The organism is Bizionia sp. (genome assembly GCF_048259285.1).
In the GTDB taxonomy this organism is placed as follows: Bacteria; Bacteroidota; Bacteroidia; order Flavobacteriales; family Flavobacteriaceae; genus Algorimicrobium; species Algorimicrobium hallyeonense.
The window spans coordinates 108,283-126,967 of the sequence record NZ_JBLXHU010000001.1 but is presented as its reverse complement, the minus strand read 5'-3'; the positions used below and the strand labels follow the sequence as shown (position 1 = coordinate 126,967).

The following is an 18,685-nucleotide window of genomic DNA, read 5'->3' as shown; positions in this document are numbered from 1 at the left end:
AATAAATCAAACAATGAACTCTTGGTTTTACAATCATTTTTTGGAAGTAACATCAAGGCTATTACGACAAAGGGTTTAAAAAGTAAGATTAAAACAACAGTATGGTTTCAATTAAAATCAAAAAACGTGAAAATTAGTTATTTATCGTATTTATTTGATGGAAACTATTTAAACATAGATATTTACGATGACAAAAAATGTTTCGGGAGTGAAATCTAAAATATGGTTATCAGCACCGCACATGAGTGGTTTTGAGGAAAATTATATTAATCAGGCCTTTAAAAGCAATTGGATTGCGCCATTAGGACCAAATGTTGATGGTTTTGAAGGTGATTTAGAAGCTTATCTTGGAAAACAGTCGCATGTAGCGGCATTAACATCTGGAACGGCTGCCATACATTTAGCTTTAAAGCTGCTAGATGTTTCCGTGGGAGATGAAGTACTTTGTCAAACAAAAACTTTTGTAGCCTCTGTAAATCCTGTGATTTATGTGGGTGCAACACCTGTTTTTATTGATAGTGAAACTAAAACTTGGAACATGTGTCCCGAGTTATTAGAAAAAGCAATATTGGATAGAATAACCAAGGGAAAAAAACCTAAAGCCATTATTGCTATAAATTTATATGGAATGCCATACAACGTACCACACATACACGCAATTGCTAACAAGTATCAGATTCCTGTAATTGAAGACAGTGCTGAAGCTTTAGGTAGTCGTTATAACAACCAACCTTGTGGAACGTTTGGTGATATGTCTATTTTATCCTTTAACGGAAATAAAATCATAACAACATCTGGAGGTGGTGCTTTGGTTTCTAGAAATATTAATTATAAAAAACGTGCTATTTTTTTGGCAACCCAAGCAAAAGATACTGGTATTAATTATTCACATTCCGAAGTTGGCTATAATTACAGAATGTCTAATATTTTAGCGGGTATTGGTCGTGCACAAATGCAAGTTTTAGAAAATAGAATTCAAGCTAGAAGGTCCCATTTTGAATATTATAAAAACGCATTACAGCATATAACAGATATAGAGTTTTTAGATGAGCCTGAAAATTACTTCTCAAATCGTTGGCTATCAGCCGTTCTATTTAAAACTAAAACAATAAGAGATGGCGTTTTAAATGCTCTGTTAGAAGAAAACATAGAATCAAGACCATCTTGGAAACCCATGCACCAACAAGATATATTTAAAAACCATGCAAGTTATTTAAACGGTGTTTCTGATAATTTGTTTGAGCGTGGCTTATGTTTACCTAGCGGCTCCAGTTTAACGACTGTTGAATTAGACCGTGTTAATCAAGTAATAAAAAACTATTTTGGATAAAATTTATAATTTATTACGAAAATTATCTAATCGCTATGCGTCAAAATGGTTGGTACTCCTATTTGACTCAACCATTATTGCATTTACCTTCTTTATTGCCTATTTAATTCGATTTAATTTTCAAATCGATTTCGATTTTTCCATGTTTCTAAAGCAAATACCATTTGTCGTGTTTGCTGGAATTATTAGTTTCTTATTAGTAAGTTCTCATAAAGGAGTTGTCCGGTTTACGGGCTTTAAAGATGTTGTCAACATTATAATTGGTGTCAATATTTTAGCAACCATACTCATAATATCTACATTTATGAGTCGGAAATACAACTATAATAATGTTTTTGATATTCCTGGTTCTATCATATACATTCACTTGTTGCTCAATATGTTTTTTCTTATTGGCGCCAAGTTCTTCATTAAATCCATTTACAGAAGTTTAATTACTGAAAATGAAGACATCCCTAAGAGTATTGTATTAATTTATGGTGCAGGTGATTCAGGAATAATCACTTATAACGCCATTGCAAATGATGCAAAAAGCGATATTGATGTTTTCGGGTTTATTGATGATAACGAACGTAAAGTGGGCAAAAAAATAAATCTATTGAATGTTTATCATCCCAACAATATTACAAAAGAGTTTATTGAAAAACACCAAATAGATTCGGTAATTATATCGATTCAAAATATTAGTTCTAACCGACTCCTTCAAATAACCAGTAAGTTATTTGCTTTAAACTTAAATGTGAAAATTGTACCAGCTGTCCAAACGTGGATTGATGGCGATTTAAGTATTGGGCAGATTAAAGATATAAATATTGAGGATTTATTAGGTAGAGAACCTATTAATATTGACAACCCTATTTTACATGACGAATATAGTAATCGCGTTATTTTAGTAACTGGAGCCGCGGGATCTATTGGCAGCGAATTAGTCAGAAAATTATCTGCCTTTAACTTTAAAAGCTTGGTACTGGTTGATAATGCGGAGTCAGCTTTGTATGATTTACAACAGGAATTAATACGAAATGGCATTAATAATGTTATACCAATAATTGCGGATATTAGAAATAACGTTCGATTAGATGCTATTTTTAATATACACAAACCGGAAATAGTTTTTCATGCAGCCGCCTACAAACACGTACCTTTAATGGAGCAAAATCCTTATGAAGCGGTTAGCGTAAATGTGCGTGGAACTAAAAACGTGGTGTATTTATCAAAAAAATATGGTGCTAAAAAATTCATTTTAATTTCAACAGATAAAGCGGTAAACCCAACTAATGTTATGGGAGCCACGAAACGCATTGCCGAAATGCTTATTTGTTGTCAGCAAAACACACAATCAACAACCAAATTTATCATCACACGTTTTGGAAATGTTTTAGGCTCTAATGGTTCCGTAATTCCGTTATTTAAAAAACAAATTGAAGCTGGTGGCCCTTTAACGGTAACCCATAAAGATATTATCAGATATTTTATGACTATTCCAGAAGCAAGCTTATTAGTTTTGGAAGCAGCTGCTATGGGATTAGGTCACGAAATTTTTGTGTTTGATATGGGTAAACCTATAAAAATTTATGATTTAGCCATGAATATGATTGCCCTGTCTGGTTTAAAATATCCGACTGACATTGATATTAAAATAACAGGTTTACGTCCTGGTGAAAAGATCTTTGAAGAACTATTAATTGAAGGCGAAAACACCAAACCAACTTACAATGAGAAAATTATGATTGCTAAATGCAAACCGGTAAGTATTGAAAGAACTCAGAACCTTATAAAAGAACTCTGTTTATTAGGTTCTAATTCTCAAAATATTGAAATTGTATCAAAAATTAAAGATATTGTAGCAGAGTACAATCCGAATAATTCAACTTATGATGTTTTAAATTAAACCAACCAACTATGATCAACCTTAAAAGCATTATTAAAAAAATTAGTATTCTACTTCTAATAGTAGTGGTTTCGTCCTGTGTTACAAGCAAGGAAGTTATTTATTTTCAAGATGAACCTGTAAGCGAATACAATGATATTCCCATGAATTCCGATATCGTTTATAAACCAAACGATTTAATTTTTATTAGCGTTGGTGGTGATGCTGATGCGGTGGCGCCTTTTAATTTACCAGCTGTTTCTTACAGTGTTTCATCCGTAAATGCCAATGCCGACCTTAAGATGCCAACTTATTTAATTGATAAAAATGGTAATATTGAATATCCCGTTTTGGGAACCATTAAATTGGGTGGATTAACCAGAGAAGATGCCACTTCTTATCTAAAAAAAGAAATTAGTAAATACGTTAAGGATCCAGTAATTAATATTCGGTTAATTAATTTTACAATAACGGTTTTAGGTGAAGTGCGAAACCCTGGCACTTTTACAGTTGAGGATGAGCGCATATCATTAATTGAAGCTTTAGGGTTAGCAGGCGATTTGACCATTTATGGTAAAAGAGAAAATGTATTTTTAATTCGTGAACGCGATGGCAAAAAGGTTTTCACGAAATTCGATTTAACAAAAATTAGCACCATTACATCTCCTAATTATTATTTAGAACAAAATGATGTTTTGGTAATTGAGCCTAATTCTGCCAAAATCCGTTCGGCATCGTACAACCAAAATAATGGCGTAATCATTTCGGCCGTTGGTACTTTAGCAACAATTTTAGCCATATTTTTAGTCAAATAAAATTATTTACACGAATTCTTTCATGAAACAGAATGCGCATTTTAGAGATTTAATTGAGCCTTATTTAAACCGATGGAAGTTTATTCTTCTATGCCTTATTGCTGCCTTAACATTAGCATTTGTATATTTACGTTATGCTAGTAATGAGTATCAAGCTAAAGCTACCATTAAAATTAAGGACGACAAATCTCAAGGTAAATTACCGGAAATATCAAGCCTTCAAAACTATGGTCTCTTTAGTAATGATCAAAATAATGTGTTGGATGAAATTGAAATTCTTAAATCACGCAACCTTATTGAAAGTGTCATTAAAGATTTAAAATTTAATATTCAATTCTTTGTTGAAGGTCGTATTCAAGCGCATGAAGTTTATACCAATCCGCCATTAAATATTAATTTCAGCACAACGGATTCACTTTTACATTTGGTTGATACCACGTTTAATATCCGAATTAATTCGTCAAAAGATTTTATTTTTAAAGGTATTCCACAAGACACCAAAATATTAAAAGGAAGTACCACACAGCATGATGATATTGAAGGTGTTTTATACGATTTTGGAAAAAATGTAGAAACCGGATTTGGCGATATAATCATTACACCTAATATTGGGCAATATGCTACTAAAATTGGTGCTGATATTACCATCAGAATTCAACCTGTAAATAACGTTACTAGTGATTATAAGTCTAGACTGCAAATTCAAACCAACGAGTTATCTAGTGTTATAAAGCTGACCATTAATGACAATGTGCGTGAAAAAGGCGTGTTATTTTTAAATAAGCTGATTGAAAAATATAATGAAGATGTTATAAACGACAAGCAAATGGTTGTTGAAGCAACTTCAAATTTTATAAATGAGCGTTTAGAAGGTGTTTCGCGTGAGCTAGGTATAGTAGATTTAACGGCTGAAGATATTCAACAAGAAAACAAACTTACTAATTTAGCTACGCAGTCCAATATTTTTCTTCAAACCGAAAAGGAAAACGAAGCAAAAATTACCGAAACCGGCAGAGAGATTCAACTAATTGATTATATGAAAAATCATTTAGCGAATAACCAAGACCCAAGCGATTTAATGCCGCTTAACATTGGTATTGAAGATGGAAATATTGGTCAGGTAGCAAAACGGCACAATAGTTTGGTTCAAGAGCGGGAACGAATTTTAAAGAATTCAAGTGAAATTAACCCGACCGTTGTTAATTTAACGAATCAGATTAATCAGTTAAAAGCAGATCTTTCGCAAAGCTTAAGTAGTAAGCGGTCTACAAGTCAGATTACCTATAATAGTTTAGTCTCGGAAAACTCTCGAATTAATTCACAAATTTATTCCGCCCCTCAAAAAGAGCGTCAGTTTAAGGATATTAAGCGTCAACAAGATATTAAGGAATCATTGTACTTATACCTACTACAAAAACGTGAGGAATCGGCTATTACACATGGCGTTTCTTCACCTAATGCAAAAATTGTAGATAAGGCATACGCTTCCGGAAGACCTGTAGCGCCAAAATCTGCTATTATTATTTTGGCAGCTTTAATTTTAGGTATTAGTTTTCCAATTGGCCTTATTTATCTACTAACGCTTATAGACAATAAAGTACATTCAGTTCAGGATATTAAGAAAACCATAGACGTGCCGTTTATTGGCGATATTCCGAAATCTAGCAAACGTACACAGCTTATTAAACAAATTGATTATACACCTAAAGCGGAAGCGTTTAGAATGGTACGTACCAATGTGGAATTCATGCTTAAGGGAATTAACAAGCATTCTAAAGTTATTTTTGTTACGTCTACAACTAGTAAAGAAGGGAAATCGCATACATCCATAAACCTAGCTTTATCACTCTCCTATTCTAACAAAAAGGTGCTTCTTATTGAAACAGATATTCGTGTGCCAAAAGCAACGAACTACCTGAATGTTAAAAATGATATTGGTTTAACCAATTATATTAGCGATCCAAGCTTAACGCTTTCCGATGTAACAACATCCATGAAGGACAATGATTTTTTAGATGTTATTCCTTCTGGTGTCATCCCTCCTAATCCAGCAGAACTATTAATGAGTAATCGGATGCAAGAATTATTCGATACTGTGGATAATCAATATGATTATATAATTGTAGACACGGCAGCTGTTGGTCTGGTTACGGACACCTTATTAATAAGTCACCATGCTGATTTATTTATTTATGTCGTTCGCGCCAATTATCTTGATAAGAGACGTTTGCAAATTGCAGATACCATGTACCAAGAAAAACGCTTACCAAATATGACGATACTTTTAAACGGTGTTGACCATAAAAAATCAAATGGTTATGGCTACGGATATGGTAAAAACCCGAATACAAAGAAATGGTGGCAACGTTCTAAATAGTATTATTTAATAGCTTTACGTCTTTCCTTCTCCTTTTTAATCAGCATAAGTTCACGTCCTGTTTGCCCAGCAACTGACGTGTTTTCTTCTGCACGTCTAATTAAGTACGGCATAACATCTTTAACGGGTCCAAAGGGAACATATTTAGCTACATTATAACCGTTATTAGCTAAATTAAAGCTAATGTTATCACTCATGCCAAACAATTGTCCAAACCACACACGGTTATCATTTATAGCAATTCCTTTTTCTTTCATTAATTGCATAACCATGTAGCTACTCAATTCGTTATGGGTTCCAACAAAAATAGAAATGTCTGATATATTATCTAAAATATATTGAGCCGAGGCATTAAAATTTTCGTCAGTTGCTAATTTACTTTCACAAATAGGTGTTGGGTAATCATACTCCAAAGCACGTTCATGCTCCTTTTCCATATATGCACCACGAACAATTTTATATCCTAAATAAAACCCTTCCTTTTTAGCAAGTTCATGTTGGGATTTTAGAAAATCCATACGGTCATGACGATACATTTGTAAGGTATTATAAACAATGGTAACCTCTTTATTATACTTGCGCATCATATTTGTTACTAAATGATCTACGGCATCTTGAATCCAGCTTTCCTCGGCATCTATTAAGATTTCAACATCCTTTTCTTTCCCCAACTTGCAAACAGCATCATAACGAGCAACAACTCGGCCCCATTCTGCTTGCTCTGTTTCTGTTAGGCTTTTTCCTTCACTTATCTTCTGGTATAGTGCAAATCTTCCAAAACCGGAAGGTTTAAACACAGCAATAGGCATGGCTTTTCTATCGTCAGAAAAACGAATTATTTTTAAGGTTTTTTCCATGGCACCATCAAAATGTGCTTCCGTTTCCTTCCCTTCTACGGAATAATCTAAAACCGAACTCACGCCTTTAGTAAACATATCATCAATTACTGGTAGGCAATCTTCCTCATTAACACCACCACAAAAATGATCAAAAACCGTAGCACGAATAATACCTTCTACAGGTAAATGTGCCTTTAAAGCAAAATGCGTAAGTGTTGTACCAACCTTTACCAATGTCTCATTTGATATCATATTGAATAAAAAATGAGCGCGATTTAACTCTCTATTACTCTTTAATTGAAAAGCAATTTCAGTATTGTCAAATATTTTTAAGTACTCCATATCTGTTGAAAATTATACAAAGATAATTATCATTCAGCTACTTTTTTATAAAAAAAACACCTTATTTTACCTTTTATTATTTCCATTATTTTTTATGAAATCTATACACACCGAAACATACCCAATTCACTTTAATTCAAATTGTTATATAGCTTTAAACACCCATTTAAAGCAAACCAATTATTCACTAATTTTCATTTTAGTTGATGAAAACACACATAATTTCTGTTTAACTAAGTTTTTACAACAGGTAGAAACGACATGTACCATAGAAATTATAGAGATTGAATCTGGTGAGGAACACAAAACTATTGAAACTTGCGTTGGGGTTTGGAATGTACTTTCTGAATTGGGTGCCGACCGCAAAAGCCTTATTATTAATTTAGGTGGCGGTGTTGTTACCGATTTAGGAGGTTTTGTTGCCTCTACCTTTAAGCGTGGTATTCATTATATAAATGTACCAACCTCTTTATTAGCCATGGTAGATGCTTCCGTAGGTGGTAAAACAGGTGTAGATTTAGGACATCTTAAAAATCAAATTGGTGTTATTAATTCTGGTGAAATGGTGTTAATTGACACTAGTTTTTTAGAAACTTTACCAGAAAACCAAATGCGTTCTGGTTTGGCTGAAATGTTAAAGCACGGGTTGATCTATAGTCGCGACTATTGGAATAAATTTACAACCACAGACCGCTTAAATTATAATGATTTAATTTACGAATCCGTTATCATTAAAAATGAAATAGTTACCCAAGATCCGCTGGAAGAAAACTTACGCAAAACCCTGAATTATGGTCACACTTTGGGACATGCCATCGAATCCTATTTTTTAAGTCACCCAGAAAAAGAAGCGCTTTTACATGGTGAGGCGGTTGCAATTGGTATGGTATTGGCCAATTATATTTCAACAGAATTAACAGGCTTTTCCAAAGTAGAGAATGATAAAATAAAAACGGTAATAAAGACTATTTTTGGCGAAGTTACAGTCCTTCCCTCCGATTATGAAGCCATAATTGAACTCCTTAAATACGATAAGAAAAACGAACACGGTAACATTAATTTTGTACTCCTTGAAGATATGGGGAAAACAAAAATTAATTGTTTAGTTAGCAATGCTATTATTGTGGATGCTTTTGAGTATTACAGAGCTTAAACCGCTATAAATAACGTTCTTTAATAATGTCTATATGATGCTTTTCATGACCTATTAGCACGAATCCTATAGCCCTAACAGACATTTCTGCGTTGCTAGCAACGCCTATTTGCTCTAACATTTTTTTTGAAAAACTACTAAACAAGGCAATAGTTGATTCGCGTAAATCTAAATAATCGTTTAGTAATTGCGCTCGAGTTCGCCTGTTTGCCACGCTTGCTAACACATAATCATCTTGTTCAAACCCTGGTAAGGGTGTTTTATCTTGGCGCGCAAAACGCAAGGCACGATATACAAAAACATGTTCGGTATCTATGAGGTGTTGTAAAATTTCTTTAACAGTCCACTTACCTTCAGCGTAACGATATTCAAGCTTGTTCTCCGGAATAGATTCAAAAAACGCTTTGGTGGCTGCCATACCATACTCCAAACCAACTAACAAACTTAATTCACCACCTTTTTTAATATAATTGGCATAAAATGATGCATATTCCGAATCTGGTATTTCTTTTACGAACATAAATTTTTATTTAAAAGTACTAAAAAAAGCGCTTCTAATAAGAAGCGCTTTGAGTTTTTAATTATATACAAAAAGCCTACATATTATTAAAAATAGAATGCATTAAGCGTTTCTTATCGTTTAAGCTTTCTTCCAATGATATCATGGTTTCTGTTCTATAAACCCCTTCAATATCGTCAATCATAAAAATAACCTCTTTGGCATGCTCCGTGTTTTTAGCACGTATTTTGCAAAACACATTAAATTTACCTGTTGTAATATGAGCAACCGTAACATAAGGAATTTCATTTATACGCTCCAAAACAAATTTGGTTTGTGAGGTTTTTTGAAGAAATACACCAACATACGCAATAAATGCATAACCTAGCTTTTTATAATCCAAGGTAAGCGATGAACCCTTAATTATTCCAGCTTCCTCCATTTTTTTAACACGAACATGTACTGTTCCTGCAGAAATAACTAATTTTTTTGCTATATCTGTAAAAGGAACACGTGTGTTATCAATTAACATTTCAAGGATCTGATGATCTATATCGTCTAATTTAAATTTTGCCATTTTTTAATTTCTTTAAATAAAAAGCAAAAATAAGACATTAATTTTAAATTATATCTACCAAATATCAAGTTTTAGCCACTAATAATGAATAGTTTTCATTATTTAACCATACGCTATCAATTTCGTTTCCAACTTGCAACGGTGAATGATTGAAATCTAAAACTTTAGCCCCTTTTGCATCCAACTCTCTGTGACCAAAATAACCATCAAGCGGTTCCAGTTTCTCTATTTTAGGTACAAACTGGATCGTATTGTTTATTAACATTTCCTGATACTGGACACCAACATCTATAGGTTTATTTTGGTGTAACACATTTCGAATAATGATATCCAAAAAACACGTCCCGTTTTCCGGGATTTTTAGATAGTCCTGATAACCTTCACCCGTTAGTTCACGTTTAGAAATAGTATCTAAAGCCACCATTAATGATTTATATATAAAAGCACGGGTTATTTCCCGATTATAATCGTTTGAATAATGACCAGCTTCAAACAAAACGGTGGGAACACCTAAACTTTGAAATGTATCACCCACGCAGTTATGATTAAATCCATCATCATACAATGCCACCTGGTTTGGAATGTATTTTTGCAAATCCGTCTGCATTACTGCAATTAGTTCCATGGCTATTTTACGTGTATTAGTAAGCGTACGTTCTGCATCTTCTGCTGGAGACAGGAATGATACCGTAGCAGATTGTGATGTGTTATCCACACTAAAAATAGTTCGTTGTCCATGTAAATTGAAACAGAAGTTTGGCTTAAACCGATTAAAACAATCACGTAAAACTCTACTTTCCGGTTGGGATAAGTTCTGCGCATCGCGATTTAAATCCACATTATTAGCATTTAATCGCGTATAGACTTCTGCGCCATCAGGATTTAAAATAGGAATAATTAATATGGTGCAAGCGTCTAAAATAGAGTTTTGTGTTTTAAACGTATTTAAAACATCAAAAAGAGCTTTGGTGGTTGTGGTTTCATTTCCGTGCATTTGCGACCAAAGCATTATGCGTTTTTGTCCAGTTCCTAATTTAATAGAATAGATAGATCGTTTTTCAACCGACAATCCTTCAACGGAAACTGTAACATTTTTGGGTAGTATTTTCAACAGTGGTTCTATCATGGAATTGGTAATATACCGACCCGATAATCGAAGTTCTTGAAAAGGATTTAACGTCGTGTCTAAAGCGCTTGGATACATATGTAAATTTGATATGTTACAAAGGTAAACAAATACTAATTTACAATTGTAAACAAGGAATTATATAGAATTGTTTAGAATTGTATACAGACGTACTCTAAAATACCGTTAGCATTAACACTGAAATAATGTTTTTATAAATTTACTATTTAATTAACTCTATTTCAGTTAATTAAATACCTTTATTTAAAGCTTTAAGTTACCATTTAAGTTAATATTATTAGAATTATAGTGTGATTATTACCAATAATATTTACATTTGTAAAAGCAATTCACTTTAGTAACAGTTTACAATGATAAACAGTCCGGAATTTTCAAAACGTCTAGAAAAAGTCATTAAATTTTATGATGAAACGGCCTCCTCTTTCGCTGAAAAAGTAGGTGTTCAACGCTCAAGTATTTCTCATATTTTATCTGGAAGAAATAAGCCAAGTCTAGATTTTGTTATGAAAGTTTTAGAAGCTTTTCCCGATGTAGAGTTGTATTGGTTATTAAATGGTAAAGGCACATTTCCAAAATCGGAAACAAAAATTCTGGAGACTCCAACGCCATCGTCAAATTTAGCATCAAATAAAAATTCAGAAATACCAAGTAACCAAATTTCAGAAGAGCTCAAAACACGTCCTTCAAATAGCAATAAAGAAATAGATAGAATTGTAATTTTTTATAAGGACGGAACATTTCAGAATTTCAATAATTAGGAAAAGTTTTTATCAGTTTTAAAATAATTCACTCTTGAGACCTATGGCAATATCATAATGTTTCTTAATTTTGTTTAAAATTTGAATTATGAAACTCCTTTTATGTGTCTTTTTAGTGCTTTTTATGAGTTGTTATCAAGTGGAAAGACAATGTGTAGATTATCAAACTGGGACATATACGAGTAGTATAACGATAAATGACTCTACCTATCACTCGGTGTTCACTAGAACCAAAGACTTACAAGTAGAAACGTATAAAGGTCACGTAGATTCCACAACGGTTCGTTGGATTAACGATTGTGAGGTTGTTTTTAGAACCATAAATCCTAAAAACATGCAAGAGCGCAAGGATATTCATTTAAAAATATTAACCACAACAGATTCAACTTACAACTTTGAATACTCGTATGTGGGTGAAAAAATAAAACAAAAAGGAACCGCTAAACGCATAGATTAATATGTTAGACTTCCTATTTACGACTGATGCCATCATGGCATTACTTACCTTAACGTTCCTAGAAATTATTTTAGGTATTGATAATATCGTTTTTATATCCATTGCCGCCAATAAGCTTCCTGAAGATCAACGTGCCAAAGCTACAAATATAGGCTTGCTATTAGCTATGGCTCAACGGATTATCCTATTGTTTTTTGTTAGTTTCTTAATAGGATTATCCAAACCATTTTACACGATAGATACGGATTGGCTGCATGTAGGGATAAGCTGGCAAGCCATAATCCTGTTTGTAGGAGGTTTGTTTTTAATTTATAAAAGCACCTCTGAAATTCGTGAAAAGGTAGAAGATCCGGGACATGATGAAGCTGGTGTTAAGGGCATAAAAATTACGACTTTAAATCAAGCTATTGTTCAAATATTAATTATAGATTTTATTTTCTCTATAGATTCCATCTTAACAGCCGTTGGTATGACGAATGGTTTGCACGAAAACCACAATTACAATTTAGTATTAATGATAATAGCAGTTGTTATATCCATTGGTATTATGATAGGTTTTGCTAACCCTATTCGTAAATTTATTGATACACATCCAAGTGTGCAATTGCTTGGTTTGGCTTTTTTAATTTTAATTGGGTTTATGCTAATTACGGAAGCGGCGCATTTATCGCACACTGAATTATTTGGAAAAACGGTTGGAGCCATACCAAAAGGCTATCTGTATTTTGCTATAGCCTTCTCTTTATTTGTAGAATTTTTAAACTATAGAATTGCTAAAAAGCGACAGAAAAAGGACCATTTAAATTAATGACATTGAATTATTAATTTAAACCAAGTGATATTAAAATATAATAACATGAAAAAAGTAAGCCCAAAAGTTTTATACCTTATATCTTCAGGTTTAATTTTAACTTCAATTTTCTTTAAGGAAAACACACCTATGCTTTACTACGCATGTATAATTGGAGGTATTTTAGCTTTTCTAATTGCTGCCGCCTCATATTTTAGAGATTAATTACTTTTTAAAATAGGGTAGCTTGACCTTTATCATCTATACTTCCTGAATTTGAATCCGTATCATCGTCATCATTTTTGGAATCATTGATTTCTTTAGTTCTTTCAGGCTTCGACTCTTTATCTGAATCACCCGATTTTACTTCTGTTTCATCTATAACATCTAGCTCTTCGGCTGGAATATTCTCTGGAGCTTCATACGGCAAAGGTTCCATCAAATCAATTTGTTTTACTTTATCCTTGGTTAATTGATTTCCTAAAGCCGAAATACCTTTAACAGCAATAAACTCATCCAAATTCACTTCCATGTTATCTTTCCGGTCTTTACCGCGTTCTTTGGTGAATTCCACTTGCGCCATGGGTTTCCAGTCTGTTGAAACAATTTCTAATTGCGAATTTTCATGTTCTGAAATAAATAATTCCTCCCGACTTTCATTTTCAACTAAAAAGCGCTTCACATAATAGCGTTCTTTTTCACCGTCAAAATAAATTGCAGATATTGGTTTTTTAGGAATCCATTTTTCCATAACAATCATATCATCATCAAAATGAGTTGTTACTTCTGGAACAATGGTTTTTATTAATCCAGATTGTCTGATTATTAAAATGCGGTCTTCCCCTCTAAATTCGCCAACCAAATCACCACGACCATCCACATTTAAACGTCTAACCGTATCATCAAACCAGATTTTTCGCGGTTTTAAAGTAGAAACACCTTTCTCTTTGAGTTCCACTTTTTTAATGGCGTGTTTGGTAACAACATTCCCTTTAGAACTGCGACCTTTTATAATAATATCAGCAAAGTCCACATCCCATTTTAGCTTTTTAATACTTCCTACTTGGCGCAACGAAACGGTTACGACTTCGGCTTCACCATTTGGATTGGCTGAAAAATACCAAAGTTTGGAGTTTTTTGAGCCGTTGGTCATATCGTATTCCTTGTCACGTGTCATAGAGGTTACCGCAAAACGTTTCACATAGGTTGGACCTGTTTTACCATCCCGATACATCATATTGTAAATAGTACGTTTGTCCTTCTTCTTGAAAACAGCTACATGAATAATGTCTTTACCAATAAAGGTTTTAGCATCCACTTTGGTCACCATCATTTTACCGTCATTAGTAAAAACAATAATGTCATCAATGTCACTACAATCGCCAACATACTCGTCTTTTTTAAGAGACGTTCCAATAAAACCTTCTTCCCTATTTACGTATAGTTTCGTGTTTCTGATAACGACTTTTGTAGCATCAACATCTTCAAAGGCACGAATTTCCGTTTTACGTTCTTTGCCTGCACCATATTCTTTTTTTAGACGCTCAAAATAAGTAATAGCATAGGCAATTAAATTTGCTAAATGATGCTTCACTTCGGCTATTTGATCTTCTAAAGCATCAATTTTTTGTTGGGCTTTATCAATATCAAATTTAGAAATACGTTTGATTCGAATTTCTGTTAAACGCACAATATCTTCTTCCGTGATTGCGCGTTTTAAATGTTTTATATGCGGTTGTAACCCTTTATCAATAGCCTGTATAACACCTTCCCAGGTTTCTTCTTCTTCAATATCACGATATATACGATTTTCAATAAAAATACGCTCTAAGGATGCAAAATGCCATTGTTCTTCAAATTCACCCAAACGAATTTCTAATTCGCTTTTTAAAAGCTGAACTGTATTATCTGTTGAACGACGCAACATTTCAGAAACACCAATAAAGAGTGGTTTATTATCTTCAATAACACATCCTAAAGGCGAAATAGACGTCTCACAGTTTGTAAATGCGTATAGCGCGTCAATGGTTTTATCTGGGGAAATACCTCCTGGCAAATGCACTAAAATCTCTACGTTGGCAGCTGTATTATCTTCAATTTTCTTGATTTTGATTTTACCTTTATCATTGGCTTTCAAAATAGAATCGATTAAGGATGATGTATTGGTTCCAAACGGAATTTCAGTAATCACCAAGGTATTCTTATCGTATTGTGAAATTCTGGCACGCACGCGTACTTTTCCACCTCGAAGTCCGTCTTTATAATCCGAAACATCCGCAATTCCAGCCGTAGGAAAATCTGGATAAATGGTAAAACGTTTACCGTTTAAGTGTTTAACCGAGGCATCAATTAATTCGATAAAGTTATGTGGTAATATTTTTGTGGATAAACCAACAGCAATCCCTTCGCCTCCTTGTGCTAATAAAAGCGGGAACATAACCGGAAGATTTACGGGTTCTTTTCGACGACCATCATAACTAGCCTGCCACTCGGTGATTTTAGGATTGAAAACAACATCCAAGCCAAATTTAGAAATACGTGCTTCAATATATCGCGACGCTGCAGCACTATCACCAGTTAAAATATTTCCCCAGTTTCCCTGTGTATCAATCAGCAAATCTTTCTGACCAATTTGCACCATCGCATCAGCAATACTAGCGTCTCCATGCGGATGATACTGCATGGTATGTCCCACAATGTTGGCCACTTTATTATAACGACCATCATCTAAATCCTTCATGGAATGCATAATACGCCTTTGAACGGGCTTAAAGCCATCTTCAATTGCGGGAACCGCACGTTCAAGAATCACGTAGGATGCATAATCTAAAAACCAATCTTTATACATACCAGTAATTCTGGTAATGGTTTCTTTAGTTTCTTCTGGTTCAGGTAGGTTATCGTTGATGTCGTCGCTCATTAACTCTGCTCTTTTCTATTTTGTTTTACCATTTTCCGCAATGACTGCTTCATATACTTCCGTTTCTTTTTAGCTACTAGCGTAATATTAAAACGCTCTTTTTTAACATGTTGGCCATTTTTGCTATCGATAAACAGCACCAATTCCTTGTAGATGATGTAGTTATTAATTTTAAATCCTGATAGTCTGGATTTATCAAATTCTACGGTATGTTCACGATAATTTAAATAATCAGACAGCAGCAAACCTTTGTTGGTAACGGTAACTTTCAAGCCGTCGCTGTCATATTCAAAATACTTGGATATAAAATGTACGGTTAAAAATAAGGCTATGAAGATTAAAAAAATCACAAAAAATGCTACAATGGGGTTATTGTCAATTTCACTGAACGCTCTAAAAATGGTTAACCAAAGCACAGCAAGAACTATCAGTATAAAATATACTGAAATAATGACGTTTTTTACCTTTTCATTACTCGTTCTCATTTAACCTCCTCCACAATGTCAAGTTCTACTTTAAGATTATTTATAATGAATTCCTGACGATCTGGTGTGTTTTTGCCCATATAGAAACTTAACAAATCTTCAATAGACATATTATCATCCAACATAACAGGATCCAAACGAATATCCGCTCCGATAAAATGCTGAAATTCATCAGGCGAAATTTCACCAAGACCTTTAAATCGGGTTATTTCTGGTTTTGGTTTCAATTCTTCTATGGCATTTTGGCGCTCTTCCTCTGAATAACAATAAATGGTTTTTTTCTTATTACGAACACGAAACAATGGCGTTTGCAAGATGTATAAATGTCCGTCTTTTATCAATTCTGGGAAAAACTGAAGGAAAAATGTAATCAATAATAACCGAATGTGCATACCATCCACATCGGCATCGGTAGCAATAACCACATTATTATAGCGCAAATCTTCCAGAGACTCTTCAATATTTAAAGCAGCTTGAAGCAAGTTAAATTCTTCATTCTCGTAAACAATTTTCTTTGTTAAACCATAACAGTTTAGCGGTTTTCCTTTTAAGCTGAAAACGGCTTGTGTATTTACATCACGTGATTTTGTTATACTTCCAGAAGCTGAATCTCCCTCTGTAATAAACAAGGTTGTTTCTAAATTACGTTCGTTTTTAGTATCTCCAAAATGAACACGGCAATCACGCAATTTTTTATTGTGAAGACTCGCTTTTTTAGCACGATCTTTTGCTAATTTCCGGATTCCGGATAATTCCTTACGCTCACGTTCAGCTTGAAGGATTTTACGCAGAATCTTATCTGCAGTTTCAGGGTTTTTATGTAGAAAGTTGTCTAGATTGGTTTTAACGAAATCGTTGATATAGGTTCTTACCGTTGGCAAGTCGCCACCCATATCTGTCGATCCTAATTTGGTTTTCGTTTGACTTTCAAAAACGGGTTCCATGACTTTAATGGAAATAGCAGAAACCACAGATTTCCGCACATCTGATGCATCAAAATTCTTATTGTAAAATTCACGAAAGGTTTTTACTAAAGCTTCACGAAAAGCCGATAAATGGGTACCTCCCTGCGTGGTGTTTTGTCCGTTTACGAATGAATAATACTCTTCGCTATATTGTGTTTTACTATGCGTTAACGCAACTTCAATATCATCGCCTTTTAAGTGAATAATGGGATACAGCAAATCGTTTGCATTGGAATTTTCCATAAGCAAGTCCTTCAAACCATTTTCACTAAAATATTTTTCACCATTAAAAACTATGGTTAAACCAATATTCAGGTACACATAGTTTTTAAGCATTTTAATGATATACTCATTACGATACTTATAATTCTTAAAAATGGTTTCGTCTGGAACAAACGATACTTTAGTTCCTTTTCGGCGGGATGTATCATCAAGTAGTTCTTGATTTGTCAGATTTCCTTGTTCAAATTCAGCTGATGCGGATTTGTTATCTCGAGTCGATTCGACTCTAAAATAACTGGAAAGCGCATTGACAGCCTTCGTACCAACACCGTTTAATCCAACCGATTTTTTAAAGGCTTTACTATCGTATTTTCCACCGGTGTTCATTTTGGAAACCACATCTACCACTTTACCTAATGGAATACCACGACCGTAGTCGCGCACCGTTACTTTATTTCCGTGAATAGATATTTCGATGGTTTTTCCTGCTCCCATGACATACTCATCAATGGAGTTATCTAAAACCTCTTTAATCAGAATATAAATACCATCATCAGCGGAAGACCCATCACCCAATTTACCAATATACATTCCAGGACGCATTCGGATATGCTCTTTCCAATCCAGAGAACGGATATTATCTTCGGTATATTTGGTTTCTTGAGACATAAATAGGGTAATTTTGGATATGACGCTAATATAAGGTTTCGTATGAAAAAATGAAACCCCTATTTTGTAAAGTAATTAACAATAAAAATGGCTTGTTGTTGAGAACATTATCCCCTAATATAAGACTAGATGATTTCTCAAGTAATTTTTTGTTTTTTACGGGTAATGGATAACAAATCGCTTAAAACTTATCAATAAATAACAACCTGTTAGAAACAGATGACGGTTTATTTAATAAGTGAACTAGGTATAATTCACACTATTTATTACGCGTTTCTAAAATAAAAAAATGAACCCTAAAATGGGGCTTTTATTAACCCAAGATTTGTTACCCATGGTTATAAATAACAAATTATCACAAAATTTTCGTTACAATTAATGGAAGTATAGGTTTTATTCATTTATTGTAAATTTAAAATAGTTTTACAATAAAATCCTTATTGCCGATATATTTAAGAATTTAATTTTTA

At 33.6% G+C, this 18,685-nt stretch carries 16 protein-coding genes; 9 read left to right on the top strand and 7 right to left on the bottom strand.

Features of this window, described 5'->3' with window-relative positions:
• Positions 1-187: 187 nt before the first annotated feature.
• From ACN0QX_RS00600 to ACN0QX_RS00585, 4 genes are read left to right on the top strand one after another with little or no spacing between them, the layout of a single operon-like run.
• On the top strand, positions 188-1,330 hold the full coding sequence (locus ACN0QX_RS00600) for a DegT/DnrJ/EryC1/StrS family aminotransferase (protein WP_417195041.1): 1,143 nt from the start codon (positions 188-190) through the stop codon (positions 1,328-1,330).
• Positions 1,323-3,221: a polysaccharide biosynthesis protein gene (locus tag ACN0QX_RS00595; RefSeq protein ID WP_417195040.1), complete on the top strand. Its 1,899-nt coding sequence runs from the start codon at positions 1,323-1,325 to the stop codon at positions 3,219-3,221. Before ACN0QX_RS00600 ends, ACN0QX_RS00595 begins: the two co-directional genes overlap by 8 nt.
• Positions 3,222-3,232: 11 nt before the next feature.
• Positions 3,233-4,015 (top strand): polysaccharide biosynthesis/export family protein, encoded by a 783-nt coding sequence (locus ACN0QX_RS00590; RefSeq protein WP_417195039.1) that lies wholly within the window; start codon positions 3,233-3,235, stop codon positions 4,013-4,015.
• A 22-nt stretch (positions 4,016-4,037) separates the two neighbouring features.
• Positions 4,038-6,392 carry a GumC family protein gene (locus ACN0QX_RS00585; protein ID WP_417195038.1) on the top strand — a complete coding sequence of 785 codons (2,355 nt, stop codon included), beginning with the start codon at positions 4,038-4,040 and terminating at the stop codon, positions 6,390-6,392.
• 2 nt (positions 6,393-6,394) lie between these two features.
• On the opposite strand, the gene ACN0QX_RS00580 is transcribed toward ACN0QX_RS00585, so the two are convergent.
• The gene (locus ACN0QX_RS00580) at positions 6,395-7,573 is read right to left on the bottom strand and encodes a proline dehydrogenase family protein (RefSeq protein WP_417195037.1); all 1,179 of its coding nucleotides are present in this window, start codon (positions 7,571-7,573) and stop codon (positions 6,395-6,397) included.
• Positions 7,574-7,667: 94 nt separating this feature from the next.
• Here ACN0QX_RS00580 and aroB point away from each other — a divergent pair, with 94 nt between their 5' ends.
• A complete protein-coding gene (gene aroB, locus ACN0QX_RS00575) occupies positions 7,668-8,726 on the top strand; it encodes a 3-dehydroquinate synthase (protein ID WP_248399471.1) in 1,059 nt (352 codons plus the stop codon).
• A gap of 4 nt (positions 8,727-8,730) precedes the next feature.
• Here the strand turns inward: aroB and ACN0QX_RS00570 are convergent, their stop codons facing one another.
• The 3 genes from ACN0QX_RS00570 to ACN0QX_RS00560 all read right to left on the bottom strand — a co-directional run bounded on the left by ACN0QX_RS00570 (position 8,731) and on the right by ACN0QX_RS00560 (position 11,006).
• Positions 8,731-9,246, bottom strand: a complete 516-nt coding sequence (locus ACN0QX_RS00570) for a DinB family protein (RefSeq protein WP_248399469.1) — start codon at positions 9,244-9,246, stop codon at positions 8,731-8,733.
• A 76-nt stretch (positions 9,247-9,322) separates the two neighbouring features.
• Positions 9,323-9,802: an Lrp/AsnC family transcriptional regulator gene (locus ACN0QX_RS00565; RefSeq protein WP_066248062.1), complete on the bottom strand. Its 480-nt coding sequence runs from the start codon at positions 9,800-9,802 to the stop codon at positions 9,323-9,325.
• Between the two features lie 64 nt (positions 9,803-9,866).
• Positions 9,867-11,006: a M14 family zinc carboxypeptidase gene (locus tag ACN0QX_RS00560; protein ID WP_417195036.1), complete on the bottom strand. Its 1,140-nt coding sequence runs from the start codon at positions 11,004-11,006 to the stop codon at positions 9,867-9,869.
• 293 nt (positions 11,007-11,299) lie between these two features.
• Between ACN0QX_RS00560 and ACN0QX_RS00555 the strand changes: the two genes are divergently transcribed.
• From ACN0QX_RS00555 to ACN0QX_RS00540, 4 genes are all read left to right on the top strand, one after another.
• The gene (locus ACN0QX_RS00555) at positions 11,300-11,707 is read left to right on the top strand and encodes a helix-turn-helix domain-containing protein (protein WP_376859798.1); all 408 of its coding nucleotides are present in this window, start codon (positions 11,300-11,302) and stop codon (positions 11,705-11,707) included.
• An 88-nt stretch (positions 11,708-11,795) separates the two neighbouring features.
• On the top strand, positions 11,796-12,164 hold the full coding sequence (locus tag ACN0QX_RS00550; RefSeq protein WP_248399463.1) for a DNA topoisomerase IV: 369 nt from the start codon (positions 11,796-11,798) through the stop codon (positions 12,162-12,164).
• Position 12,165: 1 nt separating this feature from the next.
• Positions 12,166-12,972: a TerC family protein gene (locus tag ACN0QX_RS00545; protein WP_417195035.1), complete on the top strand. Its 807-nt coding sequence runs from the start codon at positions 12,166-12,168 to the stop codon at positions 12,970-12,972.
• A gap of 48 nt (positions 12,973-13,020) precedes the next feature.
• A complete protein-coding gene (locus tag ACN0QX_RS00540) occupies positions 13,021-13,179 on the top strand; it encodes a hypothetical protein (protein ID WP_417195034.1) in 159 nt (52 codons plus the stop codon).
• A 7-nt stretch (positions 13,180-13,186) separates the two neighbouring features.
• Here the strand turns inward: ACN0QX_RS00540 and ACN0QX_RS00535 are convergent, their stop codons facing one another.
• The 3 genes from ACN0QX_RS00535 to ACN0QX_RS00525 are packed head-to-tail and all read right to left on the bottom strand — an operon-like array spanning position 13,187 to position 18,215.
• Positions 13,187-15,874, bottom strand: a complete 2,688-nt coding sequence (locus ACN0QX_RS00535; protein WP_417195033.1) for a DNA gyrase/topoisomerase IV subunit A — start codon at positions 15,872-15,874, stop codon at positions 13,187-13,189.
• Positions 15,874-16,359, bottom strand: a complete 486-nt coding sequence (locus ACN0QX_RS00530) for a hypothetical protein (RefSeq protein WP_248399455.1) — start codon at positions 16,357-16,359, stop codon at positions 15,874-15,876. The genes ACN0QX_RS00535 and ACN0QX_RS00530 overlap by 1 nt, the downstream gene beginning before the upstream one ends.
• The gene (locus ACN0QX_RS00525) at positions 16,356-18,215 is read right to left on the bottom strand and encodes a DNA topoisomerase IV subunit B (protein ID WP_417195032.1); all 1,860 of its coding nucleotides are present in this window, start codon (positions 18,213-18,215) and stop codon (positions 16,356-16,358) included. The genes ACN0QX_RS00530 and ACN0QX_RS00525 overlap by 4 nt, the downstream gene beginning before the upstream one ends.
• Positions 18,216-18,685: the final 470 nt, after the last annotated feature.